This is a genomic window from Brevundimonas sp. FG128, assembly GCF_057809775.1.
The window spans coordinates 149,895-168,737 of record NZ_JBMDKP010000002.1; the positions used below are offsets into that span (position 1 = coordinate 149,895).

Here is an 18,843-nt window from a genome sequence, read left to right on the forward strand (position 1 = left end):
ACCGAATGAAGGCGCGCTGATACAGGAGGGCGCGGGTCTCGTCAACGCGCGATAGAGCGGCGCAATTGGCGTAGATGATTGTTTTATCACCGCATTTTATATACGGTATTAAAATACCCGACCGAAACGTCCAGTTGCCGTTACGAAATAACAGAAATCGTCATCAAACCATGATCATTCTTGGGCATCGGAGGCCGAGCAACCTCTGGAGCCCTTTCATGATCCTTCACCGTCGCGGTCTGATCGCCTCCAGCGCCGCCGCCGCCTTCGCCGGGCTGGCGCGTCACGCCTCCACCCAGGCCGCCGGTGAAGAGACCTATATCAACGAGGTTCACGGCTATGGTCCGCTCGCGCGCGATCCGAACCGGCTTCTCGACTTGCCCGAGGGCTTTTCCTATCAGGTCGTGGCCCAGAGCGGCGACACCATGGACGACGGCCTGTTCGCGCCGGGCCAGCCCGACGGCATGGCCTGTTTCCCGCTGGAAGGCTCGCGCGTCGCCCTGGTCGTCAACCATGAGCTCAAGGGCTCCAGCGGCCTGCACCGCAACCTGGGTCCGGGCGGCCTGCACGAGGAACGTCTCGGCCTGCTGGACGCCGCCAAGGCCTATGACACCTACAAGGACGGCCGCCCCCTGCCCGGCGGCTGTTCGACCATCATCTACGATCTCCAGACGCGCCAGACGGTCAGCCAGCACCTGACCCTGGCCGGCACCTCGACCAACTGCTGCGGCGGCCCGACGCCCTGGGGCAGCTGGCTGACCTGCGAGGAAACGCTGGAGACGCCGGCAGACGCCGATGTGAGCAAGAGCCACGGCTGGGTGTTCGAGGTGCCGGCGACGGCGAGCAGCCTGGTCGATCCCGTGCCGCTGAAGGCCATGGGCCGCTTCGACCACGAGGCGGTCTGCATCGATCCCCGCACGGGGATCGTCTATCTGACCGAAGACGACAACACCGGCCTGTTCTACCGCTTCATTCCCAAGACGCCGGGCAAGCTGGTCGAAGGCGGCAAACTGCAGGCCATGGCCTGGAAGGGCGAAGCCTCGGCCGACACTCGCAACCAGGACGCCCGCGCCTGGGCCGCCGGCGACTGGCGCGAAATCGAGTGGATCGACATGGAGGACGTCGAATCCCCCGACGGCGACCTGGCCAAGCGCGGCCATGCGGCGGGCGCGGCCCTGGTGGCGCGCGGCGAAGGCGTCTGGTGGGGCGACGACGAGATGTATTTCACCGCCACCTCGGGCGGACCGATCCGGCGCGGCCAGGTCATGCGGCTGGTTCCCGGCCTGAATGGTGCGGCCGACCGGTTGCAGTTGTTCGTGGAAAGCACGGACCTGAAGACCATGAACATGGCCGACAACATCACCATCGCGCCGTGGGGCCATCTGATCCTGTGCGAGGACAACTATTCCACCGACGTGCGCAACCACCTGAAGGGCGTCACCCCGGACGGCAAGGTCTATACGATCGGACGCAACGTCTTCACCGGCAACTCCGAGTTCGCGGGCGCCTGTTTCTCGCCGGACGGCGAGGTGCTGTTCGTCAACATCATGTATCCGGGCATGACCCTGGCGATCAGAGGCCCATGGTCCTCGGTCCGGACATGAAGATCCGGGGCTGAGCGCGCAGCACCAGCCAAAGGTTGATCGTCGCCACGGCGATGACGACGGCGGCCCCGGCCTGGTGCAGCACGCCCAGCCACACCGGCACGGCGTGCATCAGGGTGACGATCCCCAGCAGCGCCTGGAACCACACCACGCCCGCCAGGACGAAGGCCGCCAGCCCCATCCCTTCGGCCACGCGCCAACGCCAGGCCTGGAAGGCGTAGATGCTGACCGCGATCAGCAACCCATAGGCCACCAGCCGGTGATTGAACTGGGTCAGGGCCTGATCGTGCAGGAAAGCCGCCGCCCCAAGGCTCCAGTCGGCGGGCGGCAGCACTGCGCCGTTCATCAGCGGCCAGTCGGTATAGACCAGCCCCGCATGACCGCCCGCGACCAGAGCGCCCAGCAGGCATTGCAGGAAGACCGCGCCGAGCAGAAGGCCGGCGCCCCTCGCCCATCCGCTTGGCGGACGTCCGTGATCTTCGCCGCTCCAGGCCTCGAGCCCCGTCCAGATCAGAGCCGAGAACAGAACGAAGGCCAGCCCCAGATGGACGGCCAGGCGTTCGGGCGCGACGCTGACCCGCTCCGACAGGCCGCTGGACACCATCCACCAGCCGATCAGACCCTGCAGCCCGCCGAGCGCCAGCAGCGCCACACAACGCCAGATCAGTCGGTCCGGCATGGCCAGCCGGTGAAAGATCGAACGGGGCGGGCTGGCGCGGCACAGCAGGAAGATCGTCAGCGGCAGGGCGAAGACCAATCCGACCCCGCGTCCGATCAACCGATGCAGCCACTCCCACCAGAAGATGCCCTGGAACTCGCCCAGGCTCATGCCGGCGTTGACCTGGGCGTACTGTGGGATCTGTTTGTACTTCTCGAAGGCCTCGACCCACTGGGCGTCGTTCATCGGCGGGATCGCGCCCATGATCGGCTTCCATTCGGTAATCGAAAGACCCGACCCGGTCAGGCGGGTGATCCCGCCGATGACCACCATGAGGAAGACGAGGGCCGCCGTGGCGAACAGCCAAATGGCGACGACGCGACTACGATCTGTATTTCCGAAACGGTTCATTCGACGCCCGACACTGACCCGGATATGCTGTCGCGCTCGACCGTGACCAAATCGCGACCTAGGGGGTATGCCCGCCCGTTGCGACAAGATCGAGTCGGATTGGGTTAACGGCGTCATCCGCACGCCGGGGTCAACAGGGAGATCAGGGTTGCAATACGCCGACATCGTCGCCGCCGTTCTGGGCGGGCTTCTGCTGGCCTGGATCGCCGACCTTCTGACGGGCCGTCGCGGCATGGGCGGCGCCAGCCTGGTGTCCGGCGTGGGTCTGGCCTGCGGATGGTTCCTGGCGGTGCGGGTCTTCGCCGTCAGCACCATGGACAGTTGGGTCTGGGTTCCCTGGGCCCTGGTCGGCTCGGCCTTCTGCCTAATCGCCTTCTTCCTGTTTCGGAACAAGCGCTGATGCACCCGCGTCTGCGTCGCTTCATCGCTGCGATCGGCGTGCTGGCGTTCCTGGTTTTCTGGGTCTGGGGCCTGATCGCGCTGCGCGGAATGCTGCCGCCGTCGCAGTGGATCGACTTCCTGTTCTTCGGCATCGGCGGCACCGCCTGGGGCCTCCCGCTCATTCCGTTGCTGAAGTGGGCCGAGCGCGGATAAGCCCAGAAACGGCGATGGGGCCGCCCGCAAGGACGACCCCACCATCATCATTCTTTTGCAAGAATGGTCGGAGCGACAGGATTCGAACCTGCGACCCCTTGACCCCCAGTCAAGTGCGCTACCAGGCTGCGCCACGCTCCGAAGGCGCTCCCTATAGACGGGGGGATCGTCCGCCGCAAACGCTAAAACGACTTTTCCACCTACCGTGAAAGAACGGCGTCCAGACGGGCCTTCGCCTGCTCCAGATCGGCCAGAACCTCATGCAAAGTCGAGGTTTCGCGGCGGTCCGCGCCGGGTGAGACTGGGGGCGAAGGCGCAACGGGGGTGACATCGCCGTCGGCGATCAGGTCGGCCGCTTCCGAGCCGACCAGCTTTTTCAGCCCCTGTTCCTTGTGCAGCCGCTGGACGCCGCGAATCGTCAGGCCGTCCTCATGCAGCAGGCGTTTGATGGCCTTCAGGACGGCGATGTCGAGTGGGCGATAGAATCGCCGCCCGCCTGCCCGTTTCACCGGCGTCACGAAGGCGAATTTGGTTTCCCAGAAACGCAGCACATGCTGCGGCGCTCCGACCTCTTCGGCCGCTTCGGAAATGGTGCGGAAGGCGTCGGCGCTCTTGGCCACGCGCGTCAGTCCTCGACGACGGCGTCGTGAACCCGGCTCTTCATGATCTGAGAGGCGCGGAAGCTGATGACCCGGCGCGGATTGATCGCCGCCGGTTCGCCGGTCTTGGGATTGCGGCCCATGCGGGCGCGTTTCTCACGAACCTGGAAGACGCCGAAGCCGGACAGCTTCACCGTTTCGCCGCGCTCGAGCGATTCGACGATCAGCTCCAGCGTCCGCTCGACCAGGGCCGAACACTCCTGGCGCGACAGGCCGACCTCGTCGTGTACGGCCTCGCACAGATCGGCGCGCGTTACGGTCTGCTGGCCTGCCATCGTATCCCCGCTGCGATCGGTCCAATACCGGTCATAGGGACGCAAAGGCCCCTAGAAATCAATGCCTCTGGCCGATTTTAAAGCCGCAAGGCGCAGGCGCCCCAGGTCAGGCCTCCCCCCATGGCTTCCAACAGCACCATGTCGCCCTTCTTGATTCGTCCGTCCTGGATCGCGGCGTCCAGCGCCAGGGGAATGGAGGCCGCCGAGGTGTTGGCGTGCATCGCCACCGTGGAGATCACCTTGTTCTCGTCCAAACCCAGCCGGTCGCCGACGCCCTTGATGATCCGCTGATTGGCCTGATGCGGCACGAACCAGTCCACGTCTGCGATCTGGATGTCGGCGGCGGCGCAGGCGGCGGTGATGCCTTCGGCGATGTTCACGACGGCGTGGCGGAAGACCTGATTGCCCGCCATGCGCAGATGGCCGACGGTCCCCGTCGTGGCGGGACCGCCGTCGACATAGAGCAGGTCGGTCTTGGTTCCGTCAGCGCGCAAGGCGAAGCCCAGCATGCCCTGGTCGTCCGACGTCCCCTGCCCTTCACGCGGCTCCAGAACCACGGCGCCGGCGCCGTCGCCGAACAGGACGCAGGTGGTCCGGTCAGTCCAGTCCATCAGCCGCGTCATCTCCTCGGCCCCGATGACCAGGGCGCATTTGGAGAGGCCGCGCGCCACGAAACCGTCCGCCACACTCAGGGCGTAGACGAAGCCCGAACAGACGGCCTGGACGTCAAAGGCGATGCCCACGCCCGCGCCCAGCTTGCGTTGCACAATCGAGGCGACGGCCGGGAAGGTCATGTCGGGCGTGGTGGTGGCCACGATGATCAGATCGACGTCAGCGGCCGTCTTGCCCGCATCGGCCAGGGCCTTCTTCGCGGCTTCGACCGCCAGGTCGCTGGTGGGTTGGTCGTCGCGCGCCTGGTGACGCTGTTTGATGCCGGTGCGCTCCTGGATCCATTCGTCGGACGTATCGACGAACTTGGCCAGGTCGGCGTTGGTGACGATCTGCTCCGGCAGAAAGGAGCCGACGCCGGTCACGGCGCTGCGGGTGACGCTCACTGGGATTCTCCGGCGGACGCGGCAGGCTTGGAATGGTCGAACACCGCATCCAGCTTGCCCAGATTGGCCCCCACCTTGGTCATATAGTCGCTGCGGGCTAGATCGACCGCGATGCGTATGGCGTTGCCATAGCCGGTGGCGTCGGCCCCGCCATGGCTTTTGACCACGATTCCGTTCAGGCCCAGCAGAGGGCCGCCATTGATGGTGCTGGGATCGATCTTCTGGCGCATCTTCTTCAGGGCAGGCATGGCGATGGCCGCGCCCAGCTTGGACTGGAGGTTCGAGGTCAGGGCCTCGCGCAGCAGGGCCGAGATATAGCGCGCCGTACCCTCGGCGGTCTTCAGGGCGATGTTGCCGGTGAAGCCGTCGGTGACGACCACGTCCACCGTCCCCTTGGCGATGTCGTCGCCCTCGACGAAGCCGTGATAGTTCAGGTCGAACGGGCCGTCGCGCAGGATGGCGTGCGCCTCCTTGACCTGTTCGTTGCCCTTCATGTCTTCCGAGCCGACGTTCAGCAGGCCGATGGTCGGGCGCGCGATGCCGCGCACCGCCGACTGGAAGGCCTCGCCCATGATGGCGAACTCGACCAGTTGCTCGGCGTCGCTGCCGATATTGGCGCCCACGTCCAGCACCGCCGTATGACCCTTGAAGGTCGGCCAGCTGGCGACGATGGCCGGACGTTCCAGCCCGGGCGCGGACATGCGCAGAATCAGTTTCGATATCGCCATCAGGGCGCCGGTGTTGCCTGCCGACACCACGCCGCCCGCCTCGCCGGTCTTCACCGCCTCGATGGCGTTCCACAGGCTGGAGCCCTTGCCGCGCCGCATGGCCTGGGCGGGCTTCTCGTCCATGGCCACGACCTTGTCGGTGTGGCGAATTTCGCAGATTTCCGCCGCCAGGCCGCAGCGCGTCAGTTCGGGGGCGATCGTCGCCTCATCGCCGTGCAGCAGGAAGCGCGCGCCCTCGCCGCCATGGGTGCGGATGTAGCTGCGAATGCCGGGGACGACGACGGATGGCCCGTGATCGCCGCCCATGGCGTCAAGCGAGATCGTAACTGGGGCTGGCAAATGGACCTCGAATAGCCGCGTCGTCTTGTCGCGCGACGCTTATATAGGGCGCGGAACGATAACGCCGAAGCGCCGGGATGCAACCACCCGGCCCCTACGTCAACCTCAGCCTTGATCGTCGCTGGGCTTCAGCGCCTTCAGAGCGGCGAAGGGCGAAATTTCCGCAGGCTCTTCCGGTTGCACGAACTCCGCGCCCGGCTTGCGGGGGAACGGGTCCAGCGACAGGACCAGCTGTTCGACGGCGTACTGGCCCAGGTCGATCTTGCCGTCCTCGATCAGGTCGGCGTCGTCCTCGTCCAGGGTGACCTCGATCTCGTCGGTCTCCTGCGGCGCGGCCTCGATCAGCTGGATCGAGAAGCGGCGGTCCACGTCCACAGGCAACGGCTCCAGCGTCAGGCCGCAGGTCTGGACGGCGTGAGCCGTGACACGCCCCTTCAGCGTCCATTCGCTGGTCGATGGGGTCGGCTTGACCTCCATATCGACGACGAAGTTCTCCAGACCCTGCAGGTCCAAGGATCGGGCGATTCGCTTGCGCGCGTCCGCGTCCGGCTCCAGGCGCCGTGTCAGGCCGGCGCCGATCTGATTGATCCGCACCGTCTCGCTGTAAGGCAGCGTCACGCTCATCGCTCTAAACTTCCGCCCAGGCCGGCGTCGCCAGCACCTTGTTGAAATCCTGCGCCGCCAGAGCGGCGCGTGTGGTCAGCGCGTATTGCGCCAGGTCGTCGGCATGCGCCGCCTGCGGCTCGGCATAGACGTTCTTCGCCATCGCCTCGGCCAGAGCCGCCGCATCATCGTCTCTCAGAGGCTGCTCATAGGCGTTCATCCGGCCGTAAAGGGCCTCGCCCAGCTTGCGCATCTTCTTGCCCACTGAGACGTCGCCCACGCCCTCTTCGCGCAGGGCGTGATCCAGAGCGGACACGTAGACGTCGAACACCGCCTGGGCGATGTCCTGACCCTGGGCCGTATTCTCATCACGCAGTCGCAGCACCAGCAGGAGGACGTGCAGCGTATAGAGCTCGAATCGCGCGTCGATCCGATCGGCCACGCCCAGCCGCGTGTAGAAGACGGGATTGCGCGCCTGGCTGACCGCCTTGGCGTACAGTTCGTCGCCGATACGGGCGCCGGGTCGGGGTTTGAACAGGTTTTTGAGCATGGGTTTCAACGGCCCCTTTTCCGCCGCGCCGTTGAACTAGGACGCAGGTCCGTCTAGGTCAAAGACCTTGTTCTCTCGCAGGCGCCCGACCATGTCCCGTTTCGTCCCGCTTTTCGTCGCTGTTTCGCTGGCCGGCCTGTCCGCCGCCTGTGTTCCGACCATCGGCTCCAACGGCTTCCAGGCCATCGACGCCAAGCCCCAGGACGTGGTCGCCGGCACCGACACCAAGGAAACGGTCCTGGCCAAGCTGGGTTCGCCCTCGACCACCTCGACCTTCGAGCCTGATCAGGTCTGGTACTACATCAGCCAGACGACCGAGAAATACACCTACAACCTGCCCAAGGTTTCGACCCGCACCGTGACCGAGATCACCTTCGCGCCCGAGGGCGACCAAGTGGCGTCCGTCCGCACCCTAGGCCTGACGGACGGCGAGCAGATCGCCATGAACCGTAACGAGACGCCGACGCGCGGTCGCGCCCTGACGGTTCTGGAACAGCTGCTGGGCAACGTCGGCCGCGGCCAGCTGCCCCGCACCGAAGAAGACCTGCCCGGCCAGCGCCGCCCCGACTAAGGCCGCAGACATCGCACACAAAGACGCCCCGGAGATCGCTCTCCGGGGCGTTTTCGTATCCGCGAGCCGTGGACCTAACCGATGTTGCCGCTCGCTAGCACCGCCAGCAGCAGAAGCGCGACGATATTGGTGATCTTGATCATCGGGTTCACCGCCGGACCGCTGGTGTCCTTGTACGGATCGCCGACCGTATCGCCGGTTACGGCCGCCTTGTGGGCTTCGGAACCCTTGCCGTGGACGACGCCGTTCTTGTCGGTGAAGCCCTCCTCGATCACCTTCTTGGCGTTGTCCCAGGCGCCGCCGCCCGAGGTCATCGAAATCGCGACGAACAGGCCGGTGACGATCACCCCCATCAGCATGGCGCCGAGAGCGGCGAAGGCGTTCGCCTTGTCCGAGATCGTCAGGATGGCGACGAACAGCACGATGGGCGACAGAACCGGCAACAGCGACGGCACGATCATCTCGCGAATCGCCGCCTTGGTCAGGATGTCTACCGCCCGGCCGTACTCCGGCTTGACCTCATAGGTCATGATCCCGGGGTTCTCGCGGAACTGGCGCCGCACCTCGGCCACCACGGCCTCGGCTGCGCGTCCGACCGCCATCATCGACATGCCGCCGAACAGGAAGGGCAGCAGCCCCCCGAACAGCAGCCCGACGACGACATAAGGGTTGGTCAGGTCGAAGGCGATCCGCCCCATATTGGCGAAGAACGGATAGTCCGCTGGATTGGCCGAGAAATACTGCAGGTCCGACGTATAGGCCGCGAACAGCACCAGCGCGCCGAGGCCCGCCGAACCGATGGCGTAGCCCTTGGTCACGGCCTTGGTCGTATTGCCCACGGCGTCCAGAGCATCTGTCGAATGACGCACGTCGCTAGGCAGGCCCGCCATTTCGGCGATGCCGCCGGCGTTGTCGGTGACCGGCCCGAAGGCGTCCAGCGCGACGATCATCCCCGCCACGCCCAGCATGGTTGTGGTGGCGATGGCGATGCCGAACAGACCCGCCAGTTGGAAGCTGGCGACGATGCCGACGATGATCGTCAACGCCGGAAGCGCGGTGGATTCCAGCGACACGGCTAGCCCCTGGATCACATTGGTGCCGTGTCCAGACACCGAGGCGTTGGCCACCGACTGCACGGGCCGGAAGTTCGAGCCGGTGTAGTATTCGGTCACCACCACGATCGCCGCCGTCACCGCCAGACCGACCATGCCGGACCAGAACAGGGCCATCGGCTGGATTTCCAGGCCGCTGGCCGTCACGATCGGCCCGGTCACCATCTGGTCGATCACCCACCAGACCGCGCCGATGGACAGGACGCCAGTCACGATCAGGCCCTGATACAGCGCCCCCATGATGTTCTGGCTCTTGCCCAGCCGCACGAAGAAGCTGCCGATGATGGATGTGACGATGCACACCGCACAGATCGCCAACGGCAAGACCATCATCACATCGACATAGGGTTGTCCCCGGAAGAAGATGGCGGCCAGCACCATGGTCGCGACTGTCGTCACCGCATAGGTCTCGAACAGGTCGGCCGCCATGCCGGCGCAGTCGCCGACGTTGTCGCCCACATTGTCCGCGATGGTCGCGGCGTTGCGAGGATCGTCCTCGGGAATCCCCGCCTCGACCTTGCCCACCATGTCGCCGCCCACGTCGGCGCCCTTGGTGAAGATGCCGCCGCCCAACCGCGCGAAGATCGAGATCAGAGAGGCGCCGAAGCCCAGCGCCACCAGCCCGTCGATCACCTCGCGGCTGGTCGAAGCCAGGCCCAGATGATGGGTCAGCACGATATAGTAGCCGGATACCCCTATCAGGGCCCCGCCCGCCACGAACATGCCGGTGATGGCGCCCGAGCGGAACGCCAGGTTCAGCCCCTTGGACAGGCTTTCGGACGCGGCCTGCGCCGTGCGTACATTGGCCCGCACCGAGATCAGCATGCCCGCATAACCGGCCGCGCCGGACAGGACCGCGCCGATCAGGAAGCCGATGGCGGCATAGATGCCGATCAGGAAATAGGCGGCGATCAGGATCACGATCCCGACGATGCCGATGGTCAGATATTGCCGCTTCAGATAGGCGGAGGCGCCTTCCTGGATCGCGGCGGCGATCTCTCGCATCTTGTCGTTGCCGGTGCTCGCCTTCATCAGCACGGCGGTCTGAGCGGCGCCATATAGCACCGCCAGCACACCGGCCGCGAAGACCAGCGTAAGTGAGTTCGTCATTGGCGTTTCCATGCCCTTGCAAACAGGCGCGCAGGCCTTGGCGCGGTCGGGCGTTATCGCCTCTGTCCGCCTTCCGGTCCCCCCGCACGCGGCGGACGCGTCAGTGCGTCCCTTGGGATTTGCAGGGGGAGCGTGTCATGGGCGTCGAAGTGACGCAACCGTGATCGCTGACGTCTCTGCTGACGGCGCCGTCAGCGCGTGGTCGGCATGCCCGTGCGCCGTCGCGGGTTCTGGGCGATCACCTCGACGCGACGAACCGATCCAGCGCCGGAGATCGTGTTGGCGGCCGAGACCAGGGCGGCAGACAGGGCGCGTTCGTCCAGGCGGGTCCAGTCGCCGGGCACGGTGAAGGGCCTCTTGTGCGCGGCACGAACCAGGGCGTCGCGGAAGAAGGCTTCCTTGGGCCGCATCTGTTCGACGGTCTTGCCCGCTCCCAGTTCCAGCCGCAGCGACACGAACACATAGTTTCGCAGCCGCCCGCCCTCGATCACAGGCAGGCCGAGGCCGGCGATGCCGAGCGCGGGGGATGCGGCCGGGGCGTCGCTGGATGCGGCGGCGCGCGTGGCGGCGGCCGTCAGGGCGGCGGTTCCGGCGGCGATCAGGGTTCTGCGGTCCATCAGGCCATGATGACGCAAGGGCGTTAGGATTCCCTTGCCGCCTCAGCCGTGGGTCCACCCGCTGCGCGCCATTTCGATGGTCTTGCCGTCATAGGTCACGGTCAGGCCTGACCCGGCCGTGACCTCGCCGATGCGGGTCAGCCGCAGCAGCCGGCGTTCCGCCTCGCGCCGCAAGGTCTCCTCGTGGCGCGGATGGGCCGTGAAGGCGATCTCGTAGTCGTCGCCGCCGCTCGCCAGATCCTCCAGCGACAGCTGAGGATCGACCCGGTCGTCGAACCAGGCCTGGGCGGCCGCCGACAGGGGCAGGACGTTCAGGTTCAGCGTCACCCCCGCTCCACTCGCCCTGGCCACATGGGTCAGGTCCGCCGCCAACCCGTCCGAGACGTCGATCGAGGCCGTCGCCAGATCTCGCACCACATCGGCGAAGTCCAGACGGGGCGTCGGTGTGCGGTAATGGGTCGTCAGCGCCTCGATCCGCTCGGCGTCCAGCGACAGTTCGCCTCGCGTCGCGCGCAGGCCCAACAGGCCGTCGCCGATCACGCCGGTGACGAACACCAGATCGCCGACCTGGGCGCCCGCGCGAGAAACGGTCTTGCCCGTCGTCGCCCAGCCCATGGCCGTCAGCGAGAAGGACGCCGGCCCGGACGTCCTGACCGTGTCGCCGCCCAGCAGATGCACCCCGAACTTCGCCTGATCCTCTGCGAGGCCCGCCGCAAAGGCCTCGCGCTCGGGCCAGCCGCACCGTTCGGACCAGAAGCAGGCCAGCAGATAACCGAAGGGTTCGGCCCCCTTGGCCGCCAGGTCGGACAGGTTCACGCGCAGCAGTTTCTTGGCCACCGTATCCAGCGGATCGTCCGGCAGGAAATGCACACCCTCGACCATGGCGTCCTTGGTCAGGACCAGGTCGTAGCCGGGCCGCGAGGGCAGCGCCGCCACATCGTCGGCCAGCCCCCTGCCCCATTCCGGATGAGCCAGCGGCTTCAGCAGCCTCTCGATCGTCTCGAACTCGCCCGCGACGTCGAGCGCGGGCATTATTTGCGCGTGTCTTTCGCCACGCCGTCCAGCGCTGCATTGACGAAGCGGGCCTCGGCGTCGTCGAAGAAGGCCTTGGCCAGTTCGACATATTCGTCGATCACGACCTCGCGCGGCGTCTCGGGATGTTTGATCAGCTCCCAGGCGCCGGAGCGCAGCAGGGCGCGCAGGGTGGCGTCGATCCGCTCCAGCTTCCAGTTGGAGGCCAGCCGCGCCTTGATCGCCGTGTCGATGTCGCGCTGGCTTTCGATCACGCCGCGCACGATATCGGCGAAATAGGCCTCGTCCGCCTCGGCCAGGGCTTCGCCCTCGATGTCGGTGTCGAAGCGGAAGTTCGAGAATTCGGTGATCACCGTCTCCACGCCCTCGCCGGCCAGCTCCATCTGGTACAGGGCCTGCACGGCGGCCAGGCGCGACACGGTGCGGGCACGGCGCTGTTTGGAGCTCAGATGGGGCTCGGCCCGCTGCTTTTCAGCCTCGGCCAGTTGTTCGAGGACGGCTTTGACGCTGTTCGGTTCAGTCATGCGCCGAGGCCTAGCCGCAACCGCTTCTTCAATGCAATGAGCTCGAGGCAGGCTTTGGCGGCGCCGCCCCCCTTGTCCCCTTCGGAAAGCCGCGCGCGCGCCCAGGCCTGATCCTCGTCCTCGGTCGTCAGGACGCCGTTGCCGATGATGACGCCCTTGACGCCCAGGGCCATGATGCCGGCCGCCGATTGGTCCGAGACGATCTCGAAATGATAGGTCTCGCCGCGGATCACGCAGCCGAGCGCCACATAGCCGTCGTAACGGGGCGCGGTCGGAAAACGCCCCGCCTCCTCGGCCATGGCGATGACGGCCGGAATCTCCAGGGCGCCCGGCACGGTGACGACGTCGAAGTCGGCGCCGCGCGCCTTCAGCGTCTCCTTGGCGCCCTCCAGCAGGGCGTCGGCCAGCTCGTCGTAGAAGCGCGCCTCGACGATCAGAATACGGGGGGCCTCGGTCACGCCTTGTCTTCTCCATCCATGTCGCGCCAGCCGACGATGCGCAGGCCATAGCCCTCGAGCGCCGTCGGTTCGGGTCGCGTCGAACTCATTACGATCATGTCCTTGACGCCCAGGTCCAGCAAGATCTGAGCCCCCACGCCATAGGCGCGCAGCGACCGATCCATCGCCGCCGGCTTGTCCACGCCCGCCAGCCGTTCGGCCAGCGAGTTCAGCGATGGATCGCGCAGGAAGACGACCACGCCGGGGCCGTCGTGATCGGTGATCTGCTTCAGGGCGGTGGGCACATAGTCCTGGCGCGCCTCGACATGGCCCAGCAGGTCGCAGGCGAAGTCCACCTGGTGCATCCGCACCAGGGTCGGCTTGGTCGGGTCGATGCGGCCCTTGACCAAGGCGACGTGCTCCGCGCCCTCAATGGTGTTCTTGTAAAGCATCAGCCGGAAAGGCCCGCCGTGAACGCTCTCGAACGGCGTGTCCATGATCCGCTCGACGAACCGCTCGGTGCGGCGGCGATAGGCGATCAGGTCGGCGATAGTGCCGATCTTCAGCCCATGAAGTTGGGCGAAGGCGACCAGATCGGGCATCCGCGCCATCTCGCCGTCGTCCTTGATGATCTCGCAGATCACCCCGGCCGGGGTCAGGCCCGCCATGCGGCTGATATCCACGGCCGCCTCGGTATGGCCGGCGCGAACCAGAACCCCGCCGTCACGCGCCACCAGGGGGAAGATGTGGCCGGGCGAGACGATGTCGTCCATGCCCTTCGACGCGTCTGTGGCCACATGGATGGTGCGCGACCGGTCGGCGGCGGAAATGCCTGTCGTGACGCCGTCCTTGGCCTCGATCGAGACGGTGAAGGCGGTCTTCATGCTTTCGCGGTTGTCGGCGGCCATCGGCGGAAGGCGCAGCTGATTGGCGCGCTCCGCCGTGATGGCCAGGCACACCAGGCCGCGCGCCTGGCGAATCATGAAGTTGATTTGGTCCGGCGTGGCGAACTGGGCGGGGATGATGATGTCCCCCTCGTTCTCACGGTCCTCGGCGTCCACCAGGATGTAGGGACGGCCGTTGCGGGCGTCCTCCAGAATGTCCTCGATGGGACTGATCGGGCTGTCGTTCCCATTTTCCATGTTTTTAGCCGCGGCCAGTTGCATCACGCCGTCTCCTGCCACCGCGCGAGGTATCGCGCCAGCATGTCGATCTCGAGATTGACCGGATCGCCGACCTTCAGGCGACCCAGGGTCGTCACTTTCCAGGTGTGGGGAATGATGTTCAGCGAGAATATCTGCCCCTCGACGGCGTTCACCGTCAGGGACACCCCATCGACCGTGATCGATCCCTTTGCGGCGATATAGCGATGCAGGGGCGCGGGCGCCTCGACCTCGACCCGGTGCGACCCGCCTTCTGGCGTGATCGAGACGACGCGGCCCAGGCCATCGACATGGCCCGACACCACATGGCCGCCCATCTCGTCGCCCAGCTTTGCGGCGCGCTCCAGATTGACGCCGTCGCCGGCCTTCCAGGCGCCCAGGGTGGTCTTTGACAGCGTCTCGTTCGACACTTCAACGGCGAACCAACCGGCGCCTTTTTCCGTCACCGTCAGGCAGCAGCCCGCATGGCTGATCGACGCGCCCAAGTCGATGCCGTCGGTGTCCCAGACGGTTTCGATCTCATAACGGCGGTCGCGATCGGTCTCGCGGACCTCGCGGACACGGCCGATGTCGGTGACGATGCCGGTGAACATTAGACGCTGGCCCCTTTCGGACCCGAAAAACACAGTCTGAATAGTCTAATCGTCTGAAATCGACACCGTCAGAGACGCGCGTAGCGTTCCCATAGGTCGTCCCCGACAGGCTCGACGCCCAGGCGACGGAACTTGGGGGCGTCGGCCAGCTTTGCAAGAGCCAGGGACGCCACGCAGGGCCTGCCGTCGCCGCCCAGCAGGATGGGGGCTCGGAACCATTCCAACGCATCCACGAAGCCGGCGCGCAGGAAAGACGCCGCGACCTGCCCCCCGCCTTCGATCAGCACCGACTTGGCGCCCGCCGCCTTCAAAGCTTGCAGAACCGCCGGGATCGCCGGACGCCCGTCGTCTGCCTCGACCCGTTTAACTTCGGCCGCACCGACCGGGTGTGGCTCGGCGACGGTCAGGATCAGGGTGTTCTCACGCGCCAGTTTCGCCGTCTGCGGCGTCCGCAAGCGACTGTCCAGCACGACCCGAAGCGGCTGATCCACGCTGCGCCCCGGCAGGCGCGCCGTCAGTTCAGGGTCGTCGTGCAAAACCGTCTCGACGCCGACCAGGATGGCGTCATGAGCGGCGCGCAGGCGGTGGCCTTCCAGCCGCGCCGCCTCGCCGGTGATCCACTGGCTTTCGCCCGAGGCTGTGGCGATGCGCCCATCCAGCGAGGTCGCCAGTTTCAGGGTGACCCGCATCAGGCCTTGCCGGACGGTTCGTCGAACCCTTCGTCGCCCAGGAATTTGGCGAAGTCGCCCGTATGGCGGAAGTCCCTGTAGACCGAGGCGTAACGGACGTAGGCCACCTCATCCACGCCCTTCAGCGCCTTCATGATGAAGTCGCCGACCGTGCTGGACTGGATTTCGGTTTCGCCCAGGCTTTCCAGCTGACGGACGATCCGATTGACCATCTGCTCGACCTGATCGGCCTGGACCGGGCGTTTGCGCAGGGCCACGCCCAGCGACCGTTCCAGCTTGTCGCGTTCGAACGGCGTGCGTCGCCCGTTGCGCTTCAGGATCACCAGCTCACGCAGTTGCACCCGCTCGAAGGTCGTGAAGCGCCCATTGCAGTTGGGGCAGGATCGACGGCGTCGGATGGCCGAGCCGTCGTCCGACGGCCGGCTGTCCTTCACCTGAGTATCCTGATGACCGCAAAAAGGGCACTTCATCAGTGGTTTATCCGTAGATCGGGAAGCGGTTCGTCAACTCGCGCACCTGGGCCGCCACGCCCGCGACCACGGCGGGATCCGCCTCGTCGCCGCCGTTCATCGACGAGACGACGTCGGCGATCCAGTGACCGATCTGCTTGAACTCATCCTCGCCGAAGCCGCGCGTGGTGCCCGCCGGCGTGCCCAGGCGAACGCCCGAGGTGACGGTGAAGGGCGCGGTGTCGAACGGCACGCCGTTCTTGTTGCAGGTCATCAGCGCCTTTTCGAGCTCGTGCTCGGTCGCCTTGCCGGTCACGCCCTTGGGACGCAGATCGACCAAGGCCAGGTGGCTGTCGGTGCCGCCCGAGACGATGGCCAGGCCGCGCTCGATCAGCACGCCGGACAGGGCCTGGGCGTTCTTGACCACCTGCTGGGCATACAGTTTGAACTCGGGCTGCAGCGCCTCGCCGAAGGCCACGGCCTTGGCGGCGATCACATGCTCCAGCGGCCCGCCCTGCAGGCCAGGGAAGACAGCCGAGTTGATTTTCTTGCCCAGGTCCACGTCGTTGGACAGGATCATGCCGCCGCGCGGGCCGCGCAGGGTCTTGTGCGTCGTGGTGGTGACGACGTGGGCGTGGGGCACGGGATCGGGATAGGCGCCGCCGGCGATCAGGCCCGCATAGTGGGCCATGTCCACCATCAGATAGGCGCCAACGCTGTCGGCGATCTCGCGGAAGCGCTTGAAGTCGATGTGGCGGCTATAGGCGGAGGCGCCGGCGAGGATCAACTTGGGCTTCTCGCGCTCGGCCATTTCGGCGACGTGATCGTAATCGATCAGGTGATTGTCTTCGCGGACCTTGTAGGTCACCGGCCGGAACCACTTGCCCGACTGGTTCGCCGGCGAACCGTGCGTCAGGTGACCGCCGCAGGCCAGATCCATGCCCAGGAAGGTGTCGCCGGGCTGCAGCAGGGTGAAGAAGACCGCCTGATTGGCCTGCGCGCCCGAGTGGGGTTGCACGTTGGCGAAGGCGGCGCCGAACAGCTTTTTCGCCCGCTCGCGCGCCAGATCCTCGGTGATGTCGACGAACTCGCAGCCGCCGTAATAGCGACGACCGGGATAGCCCTCGGCGTATTTGTTCGTCAGCACAGAGCCTTGCGCATCCAGCACCGCCTGGGAGACGATGTTCTCGGAGGCGATCAGCTCGATCTGCTCCTTCTGGCGGCCCAGTTCGCCCTGAATGCCCTTGAAGACATCCGGGTCGGCGTCAGCGAGCGTCTTGGTGAAATAGGCGTCGTGGGTGAAGGCCGTCACGCTGGAATCCCCGAAAATCAGAAGGCCGCCTATCTAGTCTCCCGCGGCGCTAACCACAACATCTTGTGGTTAGCCTGACGTCAACGCCCGCCGCAGCTTGGCGATCGCCACGCGCTCAACGGACTTGGGTTCGTTGACCGGCCCCATGGCGCTGACCTCGCGGCCGGTGGCGACGTGGATGGCCGAGCATTTGACGTAGGGGCCGTTGCGGGTGAACTCGACGATCACCTCCCCCAACTCCAAGCGGGGATCGTCGTCGGCCATGGCCTAGCCTCAGGCCGCGACGGGCCGGCGCGCCACGTTGCAGTGGGCGAACAGCTTGTCCATCGCCTGAACCACGTGATCCATCATGGCGTCGGTGTGGTTCGGCGACGGGGTGAAGCGCAGGCGCTCGGTGCCCTTGGGCACGGTCGGATAGTTGATCGGCTGAACATAGACGCCGTACTCGTCCAGCAGCATGTCCGAGATCATCTTGCAGTGGACGGGATCGCCGACGTGCACCGGCACGATGTGGCTTTCGCTGTCCATCACCGGGATGCCGGCCGCCGCAAACCGCGCCTTTAGCGTCGCCGCCCGTTCCTGATGCGCCGCGCGCAGGTCCGACGCCGTCTTCAGCCGCCGCACCGAGGCCAGGGCGCCCGCCGTGATCGCCGGCGGCAGCGAGGTGGTGAAGATGAAGCCCGAGGCCCAGCTGCGTACCGCGTCGATGATCACGGCGTCGGCCGCGATATAGCCGCCCATCACCCCGATGGCCTTGCCCAGGGTGCATTCGATGATGTCGATCTGATCCAGCAGGCCGTCACGCTCGGCCACGCCTGCGCCGGTCGCGCCATAAAGGCCGACGGCATGGACCTCGTCCAGATAGGTCATCGCGCCGTATTTCTTGGCCAGGGCGACGGTGCCGGCCAGGTCGGCGATGTCGCCGTCCATCGAATAGACGCTCTCGAAGGCGACCAGCTTGGGCGCATCGGCCGGCGCGGCGGCCAGCAGGCTTTCGAGATGCGCCAGGTCGTTGTGGCGGAAGATATGCCGCTCGCCCCCGCCCTGGCGGATGCCGGCGATCATAGAGGCGTGGTTCAGGGCGTCGGAGAAGGTGACCAGGCCGGGCAGGATCTTCTGCAGCGTCGACAGCGTCGCCTCGTTGCCGACATAGCCCGAGGTGAACAGAAGCGCCGCTTCCTTGCGGTGCCAGTCGGCCAGTTCGGATTCCAGATCGACCGCCGACCGCGTCGTGCCCGAGATGTTGCGCGTGCCGCCGGCGCCCGCGCCGACCGCGTCGATCTCGTCCTGCATGGCCTTCAGCACCTCGGGGTGCTGGCCCATGCCGAGGTAGTCGTTGGAGCACCAGATGACGACGTCCTGCTCGGACCCGTCCTCGCGGCGACGGACTGCCTGCGGAAACTGGCCCCGCACGCGTTTGAGGTCGGCGAAGACGCGATAGCGGCCTTCGCTGCGAACCTGCTCGACCGAGCTCGTGAAGGCGGCGTTATAGTCGAACAAGTGTCGCGTTCTTTCGCTTATGGCGATTTCCGCGCGTTATTTGCTCCCCCGTCGCCAGCTTGTCCATGTCCACCACATGGACAAAACGACCCAAACCCTTAATTGATAACGGTTCTCATAAGCAGCGCCGCTTCCTGCCGAATGGAAAGCTGCGCGAATTGCACCGCCGATTCGATTTCTGTGGACGCCACTCCACGTCGCAGATTTGCCGGCTCCCGAATCAGCGTTTCTGAGGCAACGTGAGCCGATGACCGTCCA

General features: G+C 66.1%; 23 protein-coding genes and 1 tRNA gene. 4 read left to right on the forward strand and 20 right to left on the reverse strand.

Going from position 1 to position 18,843, the window contains the following annotated elements; translation table 11 throughout:
* Positions 1-218: 218 nt before the first annotated feature.
* On the forward strand, positions 219-1,604 hold the full coding sequence (locus ACODSC_RS05170) for an alkaline phosphatase PhoX (RefSeq protein ID WP_488812419.1): 1,386 nt from the start codon (positions 219-221) through the stop codon (positions 1,602-1,604).
* On the opposite strand, the gene ACODSC_RS05175 is transcribed toward ACODSC_RS05170, so the two are convergent.
* Positions 1,573-2,673, reverse strand: coding sequence for a COX15/CtaA family protein (locus ACODSC_RS05175; RefSeq protein WP_488812421.1), 1,101 nt, complete (start codon positions 2,671-2,673; stop codon positions 1,573-1,575). The genes ACODSC_RS05170 and ACODSC_RS05175 overlap by 32 nt on opposite strands.
* A gap of 148 nt (positions 2,674-2,821) precedes the next feature.
* On the opposite strand from ACODSC_RS05175, the gene ACODSC_RS05180 reads away from it, so the two are divergent.
* Both ACODSC_RS05180 and ACODSC_RS05185 read left to right on the forward strand, forming a co-directional pair.
* Positions 2,822-3,073 carry a transglycosylase gene (locus ACODSC_RS05180; protein ID WP_488812423.1) on the forward strand — a complete coding sequence of 84 codons (252 nt, stop codon included), beginning with the start codon at positions 2,822-2,824 and terminating at the stop codon, positions 3,071-3,073.
* Positions 3,073-3,267, forward strand: coding sequence for a DUF2842 domain-containing protein (locus tag ACODSC_RS05185; RefSeq protein ID WP_488812425.1), 195 nt, complete (start codon positions 3,073-3,075; stop codon positions 3,265-3,267). Before ACODSC_RS05180 ends, ACODSC_RS05185 begins: the two co-directional genes overlap by 1 nt.
* A 64-nt stretch (positions 3,268-3,331) precedes the next feature.
* Here ACODSC_RS05185 and ACODSC_RS05190 read toward each other — a convergent pair.
* The 7 genes from ACODSC_RS05190 to ACODSC_RS05220 all read right to left on the reverse strand — a co-directional run bounded on the left by ACODSC_RS05190 (position 3,332) and on the right by ACODSC_RS05220 (position 7,476).
* Positions 3,332-3,408, reverse strand: a tRNA-Pro gene (locus ACODSC_RS05190).
* A 59-nt stretch (positions 3,409-3,467) separates the two neighbouring features.
* Positions 3,468-3,887 (reverse strand): MerR family transcriptional regulator, encoded by a 420-nt coding sequence (locus ACODSC_RS05195; protein WP_488812427.1) that lies wholly within the window; start codon positions 3,885-3,887, stop codon positions 3,468-3,470.
* 5 nt (positions 3,888-3,892) lie between these two features.
* A complete protein-coding gene (locus ACODSC_RS05200; protein ID WP_488812429.1) occupies positions 3,893-4,201 on the reverse strand; it encodes an integration host factor subunit alpha in 309 nt (102 codons plus the stop codon).
* A 77-nt stretch (positions 4,202-4,278) separates the two neighbouring features.
* Entirely contained in the window at positions 4,279-5,256 is a 978-nt protein-coding gene (locus ACODSC_RS05205) for a beta-ketoacyl-ACP synthase III (protein WP_488812431.1), read from the reverse strand.
* Positions 5,253-6,323, reverse strand: coding sequence for a phosphate acyltransferase PlsX (gene plsX / locus ACODSC_RS05210; RefSeq protein ID WP_488812433.1), 1,071 nt, complete (start codon positions 6,321-6,323; stop codon positions 5,253-5,255). The genes ACODSC_RS05205 and plsX overlap by 4 nt, the downstream gene beginning before the upstream one ends.
* Before the next feature lie 105 nt (positions 6,324-6,428).
* Positions 6,429-6,947 (reverse strand): YceD family protein, encoded by a 519-nt coding sequence (locus ACODSC_RS05215; protein WP_488812435.1) that lies wholly within the window; start codon positions 6,945-6,947, stop codon positions 6,429-6,431.
* A 4-nt stretch (positions 6,948-6,951) separates the two neighbouring features.
* The gene (locus ACODSC_RS05220) at positions 6,952-7,476 is read right to left on the reverse strand and encodes a ubiquinol-cytochrome C chaperone family protein (RefSeq protein ID WP_488812437.1); all 525 of its coding nucleotides are present in this window, start codon (positions 7,474-7,476) and stop codon (positions 6,952-6,954) included.
* 91 nt (positions 7,477-7,567) lie between these two features.
* On the opposite strand from ACODSC_RS05220, the gene ACODSC_RS05225 reads away from it, so the two are divergent.
* Entirely contained in the window at positions 7,568-8,047 is a 480-nt protein-coding gene (locus ACODSC_RS05225) for an outer membrane protein assembly factor BamE (RefSeq protein ID WP_488812439.1), read from the forward strand.
* Between the two features lie 74 nt (positions 8,048-8,121).
* On the opposite strand, the gene ACODSC_RS05230 is transcribed toward ACODSC_RS05225, so the two are convergent.
* The 12 genes from ACODSC_RS05230 to hemA all read right to left on the reverse strand — a co-directional run bounded on the left by ACODSC_RS05230 (position 8,122) and on the right by hemA (position 18,585).
* The gene (locus tag ACODSC_RS05230; protein WP_488812441.1) at positions 8,122-10,269 is read right to left on the reverse strand and encodes a sodium-translocating pyrophosphatase; all 2,148 of its coding nucleotides are present in this window, start codon (positions 10,267-10,269) and stop codon (positions 8,122-8,124) included.
* Between the two features lie 191 nt (positions 10,270-10,460).
* On the reverse strand, positions 10,461-10,886 hold the full coding sequence (locus tag ACODSC_RS05235) for a hypothetical protein (RefSeq protein WP_488812443.1): 426 nt from the start codon (positions 10,884-10,886) through the stop codon (positions 10,461-10,463).
* A gap of 42 nt (positions 10,887-10,928) precedes the next feature.
* The gene (gene thiL, locus ACODSC_RS05240) at positions 10,929-11,918 is read right to left on the reverse strand and encodes a thiamine-phosphate kinase (protein ID WP_488812445.1); all 990 of its coding nucleotides are present in this window, start codon (positions 11,916-11,918) and stop codon (positions 10,929-10,931) included.
* Positions 11,918-12,442 (reverse strand): transcription antitermination factor NusB, encoded by a 525-nt coding sequence (gene nusB / locus ACODSC_RS05245; RefSeq protein WP_488812447.1) that lies wholly within the window; start codon positions 12,440-12,442, stop codon positions 11,918-11,920. Before nusB ends, thiL begins: the two co-directional genes overlap by 1 nt.
* On the reverse strand, positions 12,439-12,900 hold the full coding sequence (gene ribH, locus ACODSC_RS05250; RefSeq protein ID WP_488812449.1) for a 6,7-dimethyl-8-ribityllumazine synthase: 462 nt from the start codon (positions 12,898-12,900) through the stop codon (positions 12,439-12,441). Before ribH ends, nusB begins: the two co-directional genes overlap by 4 nt.
* Positions 12,897-14,045, reverse strand: a complete 1,149-nt coding sequence (gene ribB / locus ACODSC_RS05255) for a 3,4-dihydroxy-2-butanone-4-phosphate synthase (RefSeq protein WP_488812451.1) — start codon at positions 14,043-14,045, stop codon at positions 12,897-12,899. The genes ribH and ribB overlap by 4 nt, the downstream gene beginning before the upstream one ends.
* The gene (locus ACODSC_RS05260) at positions 14,045-14,635 is read right to left on the reverse strand and encodes a riboflavin synthase (RefSeq protein WP_488812453.1); all 591 of its coding nucleotides are present in this window, start codon (positions 14,633-14,635) and stop codon (positions 14,045-14,047) included. Before ACODSC_RS05260 ends, ribB begins: the two co-directional genes overlap by 1 nt.
* Before the next feature lie 68 nt (positions 14,636-14,703).
* On the reverse strand, positions 14,704-15,324 hold the full coding sequence (locus ACODSC_RS05265; RefSeq protein WP_488812455.1) for a RibD family protein: 621 nt from the start codon (positions 15,322-15,324) through the stop codon (positions 14,704-14,706).
* Positions 15,324-15,794: a transcriptional regulator NrdR gene (gene nrdR, locus ACODSC_RS05270; RefSeq protein ID WP_488812457.1), complete on the reverse strand. Its 471-nt coding sequence runs from the start codon at positions 15,792-15,794 to the stop codon at positions 15,324-15,326. The genes ACODSC_RS05265 and nrdR overlap by 1 nt, the downstream gene beginning before the upstream one ends.
* A 7-nt stretch (positions 15,795-15,801) precedes the next feature.
* Positions 15,802-17,085 carry a serine hydroxymethyltransferase gene (gene glyA, locus ACODSC_RS05275; RefSeq protein ID WP_488812459.1) on the reverse strand — a complete coding sequence of 428 codons (1,284 nt, stop codon included), beginning with the start codon at positions 17,083-17,085 and terminating at the stop codon, positions 15,802-15,804.
* A 69-nt stretch (positions 17,086-17,154) separates the two neighbouring features.
* Positions 17,155-17,349, reverse strand: a complete 195-nt coding sequence (locus tag ACODSC_RS05280; protein WP_488812461.1) for a DUF6898 family protein — start codon at positions 17,347-17,349, stop codon at positions 17,155-17,157.
* A 9-nt stretch (positions 17,350-17,358) separates the two neighbouring features.
* Entirely contained in the window at positions 17,359-18,585 is a 1,227-nt protein-coding gene (gene hemA / locus ACODSC_RS05285) for a 5-aminolevulinate synthase (RefSeq protein WP_488812463.1), read from the reverse strand.
* Positions 18,586-18,843: the final 258 nt, after the last annotated feature.